Annotated in this window: 11 protein-coding genes; 1 reads left to right on the top strand and 10 read right to left on the bottom strand. The window is 43.5% G+C overall.

The window, feature by feature from the left end:
- The 6 genes from B0682_RS04170 to ccoN form a co-directional block, all read right to left on the bottom strand.
- A complete protein-coding gene (locus B0682_RS04170) occupies positions 1–630 on the bottom strand; it encodes a FixH family protein (protein ID WP_078306800.1) in 630 nt (209 codons plus the stop codon).
- Between the two features lie 4 nt (positions 631–634).
- Entirely contained in the window at positions 635–2,041 is a 1,407-nt protein-coding gene (gene ccoG, locus B0682_RS04165) for a cytochrome c oxidase accessory protein CcoG (protein WP_078307055.1), read from the bottom strand.
- Positions 2,042–2,465: 424 nt separating this feature from the next.
- Positions 2,466–3,536: a c-type cytochrome gene (locus B0682_RS04160; protein ID WP_078306799.1), complete on the bottom strand. Its 1,071-nt coding sequence runs from the start codon at positions 3,534–3,536 to the stop codon at positions 2,466–2,468.
- A 9-nt stretch (positions 3,537–3,545) separates the two neighbouring features.
- Positions 3,546–3,713, bottom strand: coding sequence for a cbb3-type cytochrome oxidase subunit 3 (locus B0682_RS04155; protein WP_078306798.1), 168 nt, complete (start codon positions 3,711–3,713; stop codon positions 3,546–3,548).
- Positions 3,713–4,351: a cytochrome-c oxidase, cbb3-type subunit II gene (ccoO, locus tag B0682_RS04150; RefSeq protein ID WP_078306797.1), complete on the bottom strand. Its 639-nt coding sequence runs from the start codon at positions 4,349–4,351 to the stop codon at positions 3,713–3,715. Before ccoO ends, B0682_RS04155 begins: the two co-directional genes overlap by 1 nt.
- A gap of 12 nt (positions 4,352–4,363) precedes the next feature.
- Entirely contained in the window at positions 4,364–5,845 is a 1,482-nt protein-coding gene (ccoN, locus tag B0682_RS04145; RefSeq protein WP_078306796.1) for a cytochrome-c oxidase, cbb3-type subunit I, read from the bottom strand.
- Positions 5,846–6,220: 375 nt separating this feature from the next.
- Between ccoN and B0682_RS04140 the strand changes: the two genes are divergently transcribed.
- Positions 6,221–6,610 carry a hypothetical protein gene (locus B0682_RS04140; protein WP_078306795.1) on the top strand — a complete coding sequence of 130 codons (390 nt, stop codon included), beginning with the start codon at positions 6,221–6,223 and terminating at the stop codon, positions 6,608–6,610.
- A gap of 102 nt (positions 6,611–6,712) precedes the next feature.
- On the opposite strand, the gene B0682_RS04135 is transcribed toward B0682_RS04140, so the two are convergent.
- The 4 genes from B0682_RS04135 to mutS form a co-directional block, all read right to left on the bottom strand.
- Entirely contained in the window at positions 6,713–7,786 is a 1,074-nt protein-coding gene (locus B0682_RS04135) for a threonine aldolase family protein (RefSeq protein ID WP_240494841.1), read from the bottom strand.
- Between the two features lie 45 nt (positions 7,787–7,831).
- Complete coding sequence (gene rlmKL, locus B0682_RS04130) at positions 7,832–10,519, bottom strand: bifunctional 23S rRNA (guanine(2069)-N(7))-methyltransferase RlmK/23S rRNA (guanine(2445)-N(2))-methyltransferase RlmL (protein ID WP_078306794.1); 2,688 nt, start codon at positions 10,517–10,519, stop codon at positions 7,832–7,834.
- Positions 10,520–10,709: 190 nt separating this feature from the next.
- Positions 10,710–11,033, bottom strand: coding sequence for a ferredoxin FdxA (gene fdxA, locus B0682_RS04125; protein WP_078306793.1), 324 nt, complete (start codon positions 11,031–11,033; stop codon positions 10,710–10,712).
- 143 nt (positions 11,034–11,176) lie between these two features.
- Entirely contained in the window at positions 11,177–14,296 is a 3,120-nt protein-coding gene (mutS, locus tag B0682_RS04120; RefSeq protein ID WP_411350793.1) for a DNA mismatch repair protein MutS, read from the bottom strand.
- Positions 14,297–14,423 lie beyond the last annotated feature (127 nt).

Below are 14,423 nucleotides of genomic sequence, written 5' to 3'. Positions count from 1 at the left end.
TCAGTTGCCATTGCCTTTATTATCGCCATTGCTAATGACTGATGGCAGTGGCTCAAATTGAATATTGGTGGTTGTGCCAGCAGGCAGTTTGGCAATTTGTCGCATACGCCAATTAGGGGGTTGGTCATGGCTGACCTGTATGTAATATTTGGCAGATAAAGCATGCAAATCCACTTTTGCCGTGTAATGGTTATCGGATTGATGTGCCAAGGTGGTGTTGCGGTCTTTGGTAACATCGGTAGCGTGAGAAAAGTCAATCTGTAGTGTGCTTGGATAATCTAACGATGTGCCATCAGGCAGTTTGCCAGTGGTGAAACTTTCTTTAGGGTAGTGTAAATAATAATCAATCTGGCCATCTGTATCGATGGTCATGTCAGCAGTAATGCTAAGCTCATACAGCAATGTGTCCCGAGACACATCTTGATACAAGGTTTTACCGTCCATATACCAATCATCTCTGACCACACTGTCTTGTATTTTTACCGAATACACCACCAGATAAATACAAGCCACCACCACCAATAAAGGCAGACCAATGACAAAGATAATAACCATGTGGTTTTTATACCAGACATGATTTGCCTTGGGTGTGGATTGAGTTGGGCGAGAAGTGGACGTGTGCCGTGTCATGATATCAATGCCCTGCAGTGGTGAAGACGTTTTGTTTACTGGCGGTGTATTTGCCATCTTCACTGGTAACAGTCAGTGTGATGGGGGTTGATGCTTGTGTGATTACGTTTGGGTCACCGATGATGGTGATGGGCATGTCAAAGCTCTCACTGGGTTGTAATGGAATACGGTCAAATCGACTGTCTAATGATAAGCCATCTGTTTCTTGTAATGTAACAGTATAATATTGCTTTTCTTGGGTTTTGTTGGTCAGCTTAATGACATAGCTGTTTTGTATCATGCCTTGAGCATTTTTGGTTGATAACTGCCCACGGTCTCGGCGAATGTCAATCTCTAATGGCACACGTCCCATTAACGAATAAATCGACCCACCTATTAATACCGCAAGTAAAATGACATAAGCAAAGATACGTGGGCTAAGAATTTTGGTTTTTTCACCATCAACCAGTTGTCGTTCTGTGGTGTAACGTATTAACCCACGGGGATAACCCACTTTATCCATGATGTCATTACAAGCATCAATACACGCCGCACACTGGATACACTCCACTTGTAAACCATCACGAATATCAATGCCTGTCGGACACACTTGCACACACATGGTGCAATCTACGCACTCACCCAAATGTGTTGGTTGTGTGCCTTTTTTACGTGCACCCCTTGGCTCACCACGGTGATAATCATAAGAAACAATTAAGGTATCTTTATCAAACATCACACTTTGAAAACGGCCATAAGGACAAATATGAATGCACATATGTTCTCGCATATAGCCTGCATTGATGTGGGTTGAGAACACAAAGATGCCCATGCCCACCCAAGTCAAGGTTGACCAGTTGGGAAAGGGGATACCAGCGATGCTTTGCCAGTTAAAGTATAAGGCATCTGTTCCCACTGCATAACTGACAAAGGTTAAAGCGGTTATGATTGAGATGATGAGCCAGATGACGTTAATCAAGACTTTTTTGAAGAGTTTTTTTGGGCTGTTTGGCTGTTTGTCAAATTTGATGCGTTGATTACGCTCACCGATGACCCATTTTTCAACATGTTGAAATAAATGCGTCCAAATGGTTTGTGGGCAGGCATAGCCACACCACACACGCCCTGCATACACCGTTATTGCAAATAAAGCAAACGCCGCCACAATAAAAAAGAAGGCAAAATAATAAAAATCTTGTGGCAAAAAGGTCATTCCAAACAGATAAATCTGTGACTCAGGAAAATTAAACCAAATTGCCTGTCTGCCATCATAGCGTATCCAAGGCAATAGCAAAAATAACACCAATAAAAAATACATACTCACCAAGCGAATATTTTGGTATTTGCCAGAGGTAAACCTAGGATGCACCGCTTTTTTGGTTGCATCAATTTGATGCACGGGTAATTTAAAAGGTTCTGCTGGCTGGCTGATGTCAGTGGCTTGGATTTTATTTGGCTGTTTGTTATTCTTTTTGGCTTTTTGATTGGTATTATGACCATCAGTATTAGGGTTATTAGGGTTGGCAGAGTTATCAGAATTTTGCTTTGGAGTGGGCGTTGTCATGGTTGACCTCGATAGCGATTAGGTCATCGCAAGTGCATCTACCATACCTGTTCTAAGCGTGGGGTAGAGAATGGGGGATAACAAAAAAGCCTGTTAATGCGTGGTTGAGCGTCTTTGGCTTTTTAAAAATGGCTTTTTAAAAATTTTAGCTCTATAAAACTGCATGTATTATACCATAAAATACGGTTTGAATGCTGGGTAAGCCCCAAGTAAGTGGTATAAAAAAGAGCAGTATGAAAAAGACAAGCCATGGCTTGTCTTTTGGATTGTTGGTCAATGATGCAATGGCAGGTTATTGGGCAGTGGGGCGTTCTGAAATGGCGTACACATAAGCGGCAAGCAGCATCACACGTTCATCGCCAAGCTTGGTTTGCCACTCTGGCATCACCCCAGCACGACCGTGGCGTATGGTCTCACGGATATCATCACGGCTGTTGCCATACAACCAAATGTTGTCGGTTAGGTTAGGAGCACCAGTGGCGTATGTGCCTTTGGCATCTTGACCATGACAGACCACACAGTTTTTATCAAAAATCGCCTTACCTTGAGCAACCATGGTGTTATCAAGCTCAACATTATTTTGATTGCCAGAGATGGATAAGACATATTCGGCGGTGGCACGCACACCATCTTCACCAATGGTATCACGCCATGCTGCCATGCCACCCACACGCCCAAAGTGTAGGGTTGTTAAGATATTTTCAGCTTCTCCACCATATAGCCAATCAGCGTCAGTTAGGTTGGGATACCCCAGACCTGTATCTAAAGAACCTTGAGCGTTAGAGCCGTGGCAAACCGCACAGTTTTGTAAAAACAGACGACTGCCAATTTTTTGTGCTTCAGGATTTTCAGACAGACTCACCACATAAGGGGCAAGCTCAGTCAGTTTGGCTTTGATTTCTTGTTCGTTAGCAGACGCATCACCAGCACGACGCAATTGACGTAAATCCGCTAAAATGGGCATGGCGGCGGTCGCACCAGCATCGGCCAAAACTGAGTTTTCAAAGTTATTAACGAACACTTGGTTGTTAGACTGCAAATCACTGACAAGCTCGTTATGTGAAGACCAAGGCACTTCTTGACCGTCTACTTGCACTGTGGTGATACCCTCCCATGCGTGTGGTATGATGGCAGGGAATAACAGCCAGTAAGCCAAGCCCCATATCATCGTACCCCAAAAGATTGCCAGCCACCATTTTGGTAATGGCTTGTCATATTCTCGGATACCGTCGTATTCATGGCCCGTTGTGCCATCGTCTTGTGTCTTGGGTTTAAATTTTAGGTTAAATACCAAAACTCCCAAGATAAATAGCCAACAGGCAATGGACAGTATGCTGATCCAAGAACTCCAAAATAAGCTCATTGTTAATCCTTAGTGCTTTTGTTGCTTAGATGATTTTTTGATGTCGTCATCTAAGGCAAGCTTTGCATCATCTTCAAAACGTTGTTTGTTTTTAGGTGAGTATGCCCACCAAGCCACCCCAATAAATGCCACAAAAGCAGCAACGGTAGCGATACTTTGTAATAACCCTAAGTCCATTAGCGTTGACCTTGCATGGCAGTGCCAAGTTGCTGTAGATAAGCAACGATGGCGTCCATCTCAGTCGCTCCCAACACGTCATCAGGTGCTGATTCAATCTGTTCTTCACTATAAGGCACGCCAAAACGGTCACGGAACAGACGCATTTTTTCTTGTACTTTCACGCCGTTAACTTCATTATCCGCAAGCCAAGGGAATGCAGGCATGACAGACTCAGGCACAAGTGATTGTGGACGCATCAAGTGTTGACGTTGCCATTCATCAGAATAACGCTGACCCACACGAGCAAGGTCTGGACCTGTGCGTTTAGAACCCCATAAAAAGGGGTGATCCCAAGTGGATTCTGCTGCACGGCTATAAGGACCATAACGTTCAACTTCAGCACGCAGGGGACGAATCATTTGTGTGTGGCAGACATGACAGCCTTCACGGATATAAATATCACGACCTTCAAGCTCAAGGGCGGTCCAAGGTTTCATGGTGGGTAATGGCTGATTGACACCGCCTTCTTCAGGGGCAGTACCATCATAAATAAGTGGCACAATCTCAACTAAGGTTGCAAAACTGATGGCAATGACAATACCAATGACCAACAGACCAGTGTTTTTCTCAATTAGTTCATGGGGAGTTCCAGCCATGATGACATCTCCTTATACGTTTGCCGTTGGGGTTTCTTCGATGACAGGTCTGTGGTCAGTTGGGTCAGCTGCATCGACAGGTTTGGCATCTGGCATTAAAATGGTTTTATAAACATTATATGCCATCACAAACATGCCACTGACATAAAGTAAACCACCAAATGCACGACCAATATAAGGATAATGAGAAAATTCTACCGTATCCACAAAGCTATAAATCAACGTCCCATCAGGGTTGGTCTGACGCCACATCATGCCTTGACCAATCCCTGAAATCCACATGGACACGATATAAAATACCGTACCTGCTGTGGCAAGCCAAAAGTGGGTAGTGATTAAACTGATGGAATACATTTTTGGCTTATTAAAGATGCGTGGCAGTAATACATAAATAGAGCCGATGGTAATCATACCTACCCAGCCTAATGCACCTGAATGCACATGACCTACTGTCCAGTCAGTGTTGTGTGATAGTGCATTGACGGTCTTAATCGACATCATCGGACCTTCAAAAGTTGACATGGCATAAAAAGACAATGCCACAATCAAAAAGCGAATGATGGGGTCGGTGCGTAATTTGTCCCATGCACCAGACAAGGTTAATACCCCATTAATCATACCGCCCCAAGAAGGTGCAAACAAAATAACCGAAAACACCATGCCTAAAGACTGAGCCCAGTCAGGCAATGCTGAATAATGCAAATGGTGTCCACCTGCCCACATATAAGAGGCAATCAATGCCCAAAAGTGAATGATGGACAAGCGATAAGAATACACAGGACGACCAATCTGCACAGGCACGAAATAATACATCATGCCCAAAAATGCAGCAGTCAAATAAAAGCCCACCGCATTATGACCGTACCACCATTGCACCATGGCATCAGTTGCACCACCAAACAATGAATAAGACTTCCACATGCTCAGTGGTATCGCCATGCTATTAACAATGTGTAGCAGAGCAATGGCAATAATAAAGGCAGCAAAAAACCAGTTCGCCACATAAATATGAGAGGTTTTTCGTTTGATAAGCGTGCCAAAGAACACCACCGCATACGCCACCCAAACCAACGCAATGGCAATGTCAATTGGCCATTCTAGTTCGGCATACTCTTTAGATGAAGTCAGACCCAAAGGCAGAGTAATGGCAGCTGCCACGATGATGGCTTGCCAACCCCAAAAGGTAAACCACGCCAAATAAGGTGCGAACAGTCTGGTTTTACACGTGCGTTGCACAATGTAATAAGATGTGGCAAACAAACCACAACCACCAAAGGCAAAAATCACCGCATTGGTATGTAAGGGTCTTAAACGACTAAAGGTCAGCCACGGGATATCAAAATTGAGTGCCGGCCAAGCCAACTGAGAGGCAATAAAAACACCGACCGTCATACCGACGATGCCCCACACAACCGTCATGATGGTAAAAAATCGAATGAGCGTAATCTCATATTCTTTATCGATGGGGGCTACTGCTGTGTCATGTAAACTCATTGGAAAATTCCTTTACAGCCCGAATTGTCAACAGCTATTATCAAACGTAAAAAAAGTAGTTAAACAAAGGTTGCGTTTGCTAATATAGACAACATTAAGATATTAGGGGGTATACAGAATATACAAACGCAAATTGACTTACAAATTTAAACCACACTCACAATTTGATAGAATAGAATGATGGAATGTCATTATTGTAACGCAATTTAACCCAAATATCACCCATTCTACCGCCAAATTTTCAAATTCCTTAAAAAAAATGTGTATAAATATGGGGTATTTGATGTTTTTGGTGGGGTTGTTTTAGTGATGGCTGTCATGCCTTATGCTTAAAATCTTGTGCTAAAAAAATCTTATGCTAAAAAGAGTCATATTATGGAAAAATTCTTAACCCCTGCTTGGTTTATGATGGTTAAAGACAAACTTCATTCGCTAGGGGATTTGCATCTGTCGCCTGCCATGCAACAGTTGCACCTGAATGTGCAGGTTCACAATACCCCAAAAGAGGCAGGTAATTTTTATATCAAAGATGCCATGGTGGTCGAGGGCATGGACAGTACGGCAAAAAGCACCGTGTTGGTCAGTAAAGAGACATTGACTGAGCTGTTCACTCAGCCATCAAGTCATTTGCTGATACAGTATTTTTTGCAAGGCGATATCCAAATCATAGGAGATTTGTCGCAATTAATGAATTTACAAACCAGTCAACCCAGCGATGAATTACAAGCATTGTTAACAGATATTTTAAGCAATACCAAATACTAAGGCGTGTTAAGCCGCATTGTTTCAGCCCCATTGTTTTTCAGTCCCATTGTGTCTTAGTTACATTGTCTTTGGGTACTTGATTGGGGTTGTTAATTTGTGTTGTTAATTTGTGTCGTTAATCAATGCCAACAGTTTGGCAACCTTATCCGCTTTGGTTGCCCATGAAGTGACAAAACGGGCAACTTTTTGCCCATTGTCTAATTCGTTCCACACATAAAAATGAACATGCTGGCTAAGTTTGTTAATCATCGCATCGTTTAAGATGACAAATACCTGATTACTTTGTACAGGGGCTTGTAACTCAAATCCATTAGTAACAAAGGCATTACCGATTTGAGTTGCCATTTGGTTGGCATGACGGCACAAATCAAGATATAAGTCATCTTTGAGCAGTACCATGAATTGCTGAGCCAAAATGCGACTTTTGGCGAGCAATGCTCCGTGTTGTTTTTGATATAGCGTGAAGTTTTGGGCAAATTCATGGTTGGGAATGATGATGACTTCGCCAAATAACGCCCCCATCTTTGTGCCACCTAACCAAAACATGTCGGTGTGGCGAGCAATGTCTGCCAAGGTCATGTCTTGGTGAGTGCTTGCCAATGCCGCCCCTAATCTTGCTCCGTCCATGAACAGATACATGCCTTTATCTTGACAAAACTGGTACAGTTTAGCCAACTCTTGACGAGTGTATACAGTGCCAAGCTCGGTGCTGTTAGAGATATAGACAACTTTGGGCTTGACCACATGGGGGCTAAGGGTATGGCGTTTGAGTACCTTTTCGATGGCAGCGACCGTCAATTTTCCGTCAGTGCTGTCAGCGGTGATGACTTTATGCCCTGTTGCTTCGATTGCCCCAGCTTCATTAACGGCAATATGACCGCTGTTGGCACAAATCACCCCTTCAATCGGTTGTAACATGGCAGCCAAACATACCAAATTGGTTTGTGTGCCTGCTGAAGCAAAATGAACAGACAGTGTCTTACCAATGGTTTGCTCTATCATTTGTCGAACTGTATTTGAGTAAGCGTCCGTACCATACCCTGAGTGTTGTTCAAGATTGGTGGCAGTCATTAACGATAAAATATCAGGGTGTCCGCCTTCGCCATAGTCATTGACAAAGCTGTATTTTTGCATTGTTTGTTGTATTGTTTGGGGGTCATCGTTGATATGGCTCATGGTTATGCTCCTGTGTTCATGACTTTTGTTTAGGGCGTGTTGTACCTATTCGACCTTTGCCATTTTTGCGACTTGCTTAACTTTGTTGGTTTTTGATTTGTCGGTTTTTGATTTGTTGGTTTTTGATTTTGGTCGTTTAGGGTTTACTGGTTGGGCTGTTTTTGTTTGTTTGTTGTTTTTTAGGTTGGCAATGGTTTTGTGGGTGATTTGATAACTGTGGTGAATGGGTTTTTTGTTGTCAAAATCAAATCCGATGGTCTGATGGGTAATGTCATTGACGTGATAACGTTGACGCAAGCTGTCATCAAGCTCAAACTTACTGAAGTTATTGGAAAAATACAACACACCGTCATTGTTTAGGCGGTTCATGGCACGGTTAATTAAGGCGACATGATCACGTTGCACATCAAATGTGCCTTGGAATTTTTTAGAATTTGAGAACGTGGGTGGGTCAATAAAGATGACATCGTACTGGCTGGTGTGTCCTTTTATCCATTCAAACACATCTGCTGTTATAAACTGATACTTGTCGTCTGATAAATCCAGACCGTTTAAGGCAAAATTTTGCTTGCCCCAATCCAGATAGTTGGCAGATAAATCCACACTGGTTACCGATTTGGCATTTGCCAATGCTGCATGAACACTGGCAGTACAAGTATAGGCAAATAAATTGAGCAAATGCTTGCCATGGCTTGCTTGCTTAACGAGCTGTCGCATGTTGCGATGGTCGATGAACAATCCTGTGTCCAGATAATCAGTAAAATTGGCGTACAGATAAGCATCGGCTTCTTTAATGACATAAAATTTGCTTTTTTTGTTGCTTTGCTTGCTGTATTGCTCATTGCCTGACTGACGGGTTCGAGTTTTGATAAATACGTGTTCACGATCGATTTGTAGCACATCACGAATGCCTTGCAGTGCCAAATGAAAGCGTTTTTTGGCGGTGTCAGCAGGAATGGATTTGGGAGCGGCATATTCTTGCACATGGGCATGATTGCCATACAAATCCACCGCTACCTTAAAATCGGGCAAATCAGCATCATAGATGCGTAAATTGGTAATCCCCTGTTTGCTTGCAAGCTTTTGTCGTTTGCTTAAGTTTTTTTGTAAGCGATTGATAAAGTCTTGAGCATCAGCAAGCTTGACGGGTTGTTTTTGGTATTGTCCGATGAGTGATTGAGCAAAATGACTGTCCACATTCAAGCCAGTTTGACAAAGTGATGGGTTGTTTTTTAAGGGGCTAGTTTTTAAGGGGCTAGGACAGCTCAATGTGCCATAACGGAAATACACGGTCAATGCCCCATTATGACAGCGTAACGTTTGGGGAGCATGAATGGGAAGCACATCGGCTTGCTCAATCTGTGATGCCAACACCGCAAGCGTTGGCATGGATAAATTGGTTGATGTGGATAAGTTGGTTAAAAAATGACCGCCAAACAAGTCATGCAAACGCAGTCCCAATCCTTGATACAAAGGCTTAATGACATCGATACGCTCATCGCCACCTAAGCGTTCACCATATGGAGGGTTGGTGATGATAAGGGCGTGATTGAGTTTACCTGAGCCAATGGCATCAGTTAACGCATGATTTAGCTGAGACAATGGACGTTGTTGTAAGGTGATAAGACCAACCAAATCACCCAAACCTGCACCAATCAGATTGCGGTGAGTGGCTTTGATGGCTTGGGCATTGACATCGAAGCCATAAATATTCGGTAACGGCAGCTCACCTTGAGCAAAAGCTTGCACACGTTGATGAAAGCGTTGCTGGGCTTCACTGACCATGCGTTGCCAAAGTATGCTGTCATGAAAATCACAGGCATAAAAGCCAAAGTGCGCTTCTGCTTTGTCCAACCCCACAGCATAATGACATCGCATCAATAAGGCTTCGATGATGAATGTGCCTGAGCCACACATGGGGTCAATCAAGGCGGTGAATGTGGGTGGGTTTAGATGGCTATTGGTTGTTTTGGTGGTTGTTTTGGCTTGGATATGGGTATTTTGTGTTTGGGTATCTTGTGTCTGGGTATTTTGGGATTCTTGGGTTGTCATTGTGTTGTGATGGTCGATTACGTCAGTATGCCAGCCCACTGTATAAAGTAGCCCTGCTGCTAAATTTTCTTTTAAGGGGGCATCAGTCATGGCAATCCGATAACTGCGACGGTGCAGACTGGTGCCGGATAAATCCAAATACAACAAGGCTTGCTTATCATTAACCGTTGCCACAAAAGCAAAATCAGGCTGTTTGCTGTCCACATTGGGGCGTTCACCCAAGGCATTATTAAAGGTATCGGCGATGGCATCTTTGATACGCAACATGGCAAATTGTTGATTGACTGGTGTCCGCTTGTCTACGCTTATTCGAATGGCAAAGCTGTTTTGAATGCCAAACAGCGATGTCCATTTGATGGTTTTGGCAAATCCATATAACTGCTCAGCAATGTCATCATGGCTGTTTAGGTCGTGCTTGCCAAGTGGCATCAGCACTCGTGATGCCACTCTTGACCACAAGCAAATGCGGTACATTTGTTCAAGTGTGGCGGTAACATTTAAGCGTCCGATGCTTGCGACATGACTGTCAATGCCAAGGCTGGCAAGCTCTATTTGTAATGGCATCTCCAACCCTTCAGCACAAGTAACTGTCAGCGACAGATGCTCTGATTGGACAAAAGAGGCGTCATCGTGATGAACTGAGTCATCATCATGGATAAGGGTAGGGAAATTAACGGGCATGGGCAAGGATTCTTATGTGATTATTAATGGGTATGATTATTAGTGGGTGTAGTTATTGGTTAGTGGGTGTAGTTATTAGTGGGTGTGGCTATTGGTAGATGTGGTTTTCATAACAATACCCGCATAAGCGGGCATCGTGTGTGTTGGATAGGGCAACTGAATCAATCGTTGAATCATCAACGTTCAAAATTCAACGCTCAAGATATTGCAACTTGTCTGCCACACCGTCCCATTTTTCTGCTTCTGGAAGGGCATCTTTTTTCTCGGTGATGTTTGGCCAAATATCAGCAAGCTCTTCATTGATTTTGATATAATTTTCTTGTCCTTTAGGCACTTCATCTTCAGAAAAAATGGCATTAGCAGGGCATTCAGGTTCACACAAGGCACAATCAATACATTCATCTGGATGAATGACCAAAAAGTTTGGTCCTTCATAAAAGCAATCAACGGGACAGACTTCAACGCAATCAGTGTATTTGCAACGGACGCAGTTATCAGTAACAACAAAGGTCATGGCAGGCTACCTGTTTCAATGGCCGTATTCAACGTAATAAAAACCAAAGTGGTCAAAACTAAAACGTAGTTAAAACGAAAATGATGAAAACCCTATTTTACGCCTTTTATTGGCATTTCTCAAATCACAACAAATGTTTAAAATTAAAGCGGGTCATCTGTGTTCAGCTGTTTTTGTAATTGATACAAATAATCCAACGCTTGTTTGGCAGTCATGTTATCCAGATTAACGGACGTTATTTGTTGGCATAATTCAGACCATGCTTGTTTGGCTGTTTGGTTGTCTATTGTTTGGTTGTCTGTTGTTTGGTTGTCTATTGTTTGATTGTCATCATTTGTTTTTTGTCCTGTTTGTCTTGTGTCGTTTTTCTTAAGATAGGCCTTGGCGTTGTCTAATACAAACGCTGGGATACCTGCCATTTTTGCCACATGCAACCCAAAACTTGAGTTGGCACTGCCTACTTTGATTTGGTGCAACAGCAGCAGTTGTCCATCAATCTCCGTGGCGGACACATGCACATTGCGAGCGGTGGGTAGGGAGTCTGCTAAAACAGTCAGCTCAAAATAATGGGTGGCAAATAATGTCAAACAGCCCAAGTCTGCCAGTGCCTTGGCACACGAATGGGCAATTGCCAATCCATCAGTGGTGCTGGTGCCACGTCCCACTTCGTCCATGAGTACCAATGAACGTCTGGTTGCTCGATTTAGGATATTTGCCGTCTCTATCATCTCCACCATAAAGGTGGATTTGCCCCCTGCCAAGTCATCTGCTGAACCAATACGGGTAAAAATGCGGTCAATGTTACCAATCACTGCCTGTTGTGCTGGCACATAACTGCCACAACATGCCAACAGCACAATAAGTGCAATTTGTCGCATATAAGTGGATTTACCACCCATGTTAGGCCCTGTGATGAGCAATAATGTCTCGGGGTGGCTAGGCGTGCCAAGCTGGCAGTCATTCGCCATAAACCGCTGAGCAGATAAGCTGGAGTAAGTTGATGGGTGATGGGGCATGTGTTTGCCAGTGGTGGCTAGGGGGGTGTGGGTAATTTGGCTTTCTAAAACCACATGGCGACCTGCTTGAATGTCCAAAATGCCAGTATCATCACTAAAAGTTGGGCGTTGCCAATGGTATTGTTTGGCAAGCGATGCCCAATTATTGATGACATCAACCTGAGCAAGGGCTTGAGCCAGAGTCTGCAAGTGGGTAATGTCGTCAAGCAAGTTGGTTAGTAGGGTTTGGTAAAGTTGCTTTTCGTATGCCAACGCTTGACTTTGGGCGGACAGATAGTCAGTTTCAAGGCGTTTTAACTCATCGGTAACAAATCGTTCATTATTTTTTAGCGTTTGGCGAGAAACAAACATGGTTGGTGCTTGTTTGGCTTGAGCCTTGGGCAATTCAAAATAAAAGCCAGTGACTTTATTATGGCCAGTTTTTAGGTTGGGTAGATTGTGCTGTTTGGCAAGCTTAACGGTCAGTTGTGCCAAAGTATCATCAATATGCTCATGCAAATGTCTTAGGCGGTCTAAATGCTCATCAAAACCTGTCTTTATCACGCCACCATCTCGTATGTGGGTAGGGGGTAAGTCTGTGATGGCATGGCTAAGCAGGCTGGCAATGTGTTGTAATTTGGGCTGGGCTGGGGGAAGTTGCTCTACCAATAACGCCAACAGCCCTGTTTGCTGATTGATAAATGTTGTGGTCAACCGCTGATGCAAATCGCTGGCGTGAGTGATGGCATCTTTTAGCTTAATCAAATCTGTGGGTTTGGCAGACCCTAAGGCAATGCGACTGCTGATGCGTTCCACATCGCCAATTAGGGCTAATTTGTCTGTTATGTCATCAGTCAATGTCCTATTTGACGATTCATTTGCTGGGGCATTAAGCAAATGGCTGACCGCATCAGCACGCAGGGCAATGTGATTTCGATTGGTCAATGGGCGTTTGAGTTGATTGCGTAACAGACGCTTACCCATTGGGGTTTGGCAATGATTGATGACTTTAAATAAGGACGTACCAGCAGGATTAACAGGGGTAAATAGCTCAAGATTGCGTTGGCTGATGTCGTCAATGACCAAATAATCAGCATGGCTTTCAACGTGTAGTTGATTAAGATGAGCGATGGCTTGGCGTTGGGTTTGTCTGGCGTAGTGTATCAAGCTTGCAATACTGGCTTGGGTAACCGCTTGGGATATTGAGCCATCAGAAGCATCTAAACCCAACCCTTGCAAGTGAGCCACCCTAAACTGCTGACGCACAGTGGCGGCCGCATGTTCTAAGCTAAAATCATTATGGGCAACTTCAATGACAGGACAGCTTAAATGTTGCTTTAGCCAATCTGCCAAATGATTTGCACCAGTTGTGATGTTGTTGGCTGATTTGTTGGGTCGCTGTGCATCAGCTGACTGATTTGACTTATCATCAGGTTCATCAGCCATGACATCAAAAACGCCATGCTGAGCCAAACGCTCACTGATGATACACTCGCTTGGGTCATACCGCCCAATGACATCAGCAAGCTGTGCCAATAACTCGTTTAGGCTATGACTGCTAAGACTTTGGCACACGATTTGTCCTGCACTTAAGTCCAATCTTGCCACACCGATGTCATACACAGTGTTTTTTTGATGATGACGCTTATCATACTTCTTATGAAACTTCTTATCAAATTTAGCAGAAACTGACATGACGCTTGGGGTTTGTTCTTGTCCGATAAGTGCATCATCAGTGAGTGTGCCTGCTGTCAGCGTTTTGACCACTTCACGTTTCATGATGCCATGGTTGGCTTTGTCAGCTTTGGTTTTGTCTTTTGTTTTATCATCTAAAATAAGATTTTTTGGGGTGTCTTCAACTTGCTCACACACCACCACCGTTTGCCCTGCAGCAATCAGTCTTGCCATATGGCTATCTGCTGCATGAAATGGTACGCCTGCCATGGCTATCACATTGCCTGCTTTATCATATCCACGTTTGGTTAAGGTAATGTCCAAAATCTGAGCAGCTCGCTTAGCATCATCAAAAAATAATTCATAAAAATCGCCCATGCGATACAACAGCAACGCATTGGGGTAATCTGCTTTTAAGGTCAGATACTGTTGCATCATGGGTGTGTGCTGACTTAAATCATAGGGCTTACCATGAATATATAAAATCTTATGACTGCCATCATCGGTCTTGTGAATGTCAGCAGGGTTAATGGGAGTGTCATTAATGGGAGTGTCATTAATGGGAGTATCGTGAGCGGAAGTGTTGTTTGGCATAACGTTCAAATCATAAAATAAAAAAATCAGCGATAGTGTAACATGTTTACCTGTTTAACCTTGTATCTATCTGAACCGTTACCATATATAATAGGCAAATTTATCACACGCCCCCATGTGTGATAAC

Source organism: Lwoffella lincolnii (genome assembly GCF_002014765.1).
Taxonomy (GTDB): domain Bacteria; phylum Pseudomonadota; class Gammaproteobacteria; order Pseudomonadales; family Moraxellaceae; genus Psychrobacter; species Psychrobacter lincolnii.
The sequence above is the reverse complement of the archived record's forward strand: the minus strand, read 5'-3'. Positions and strand labels throughout refer to the sequence as shown.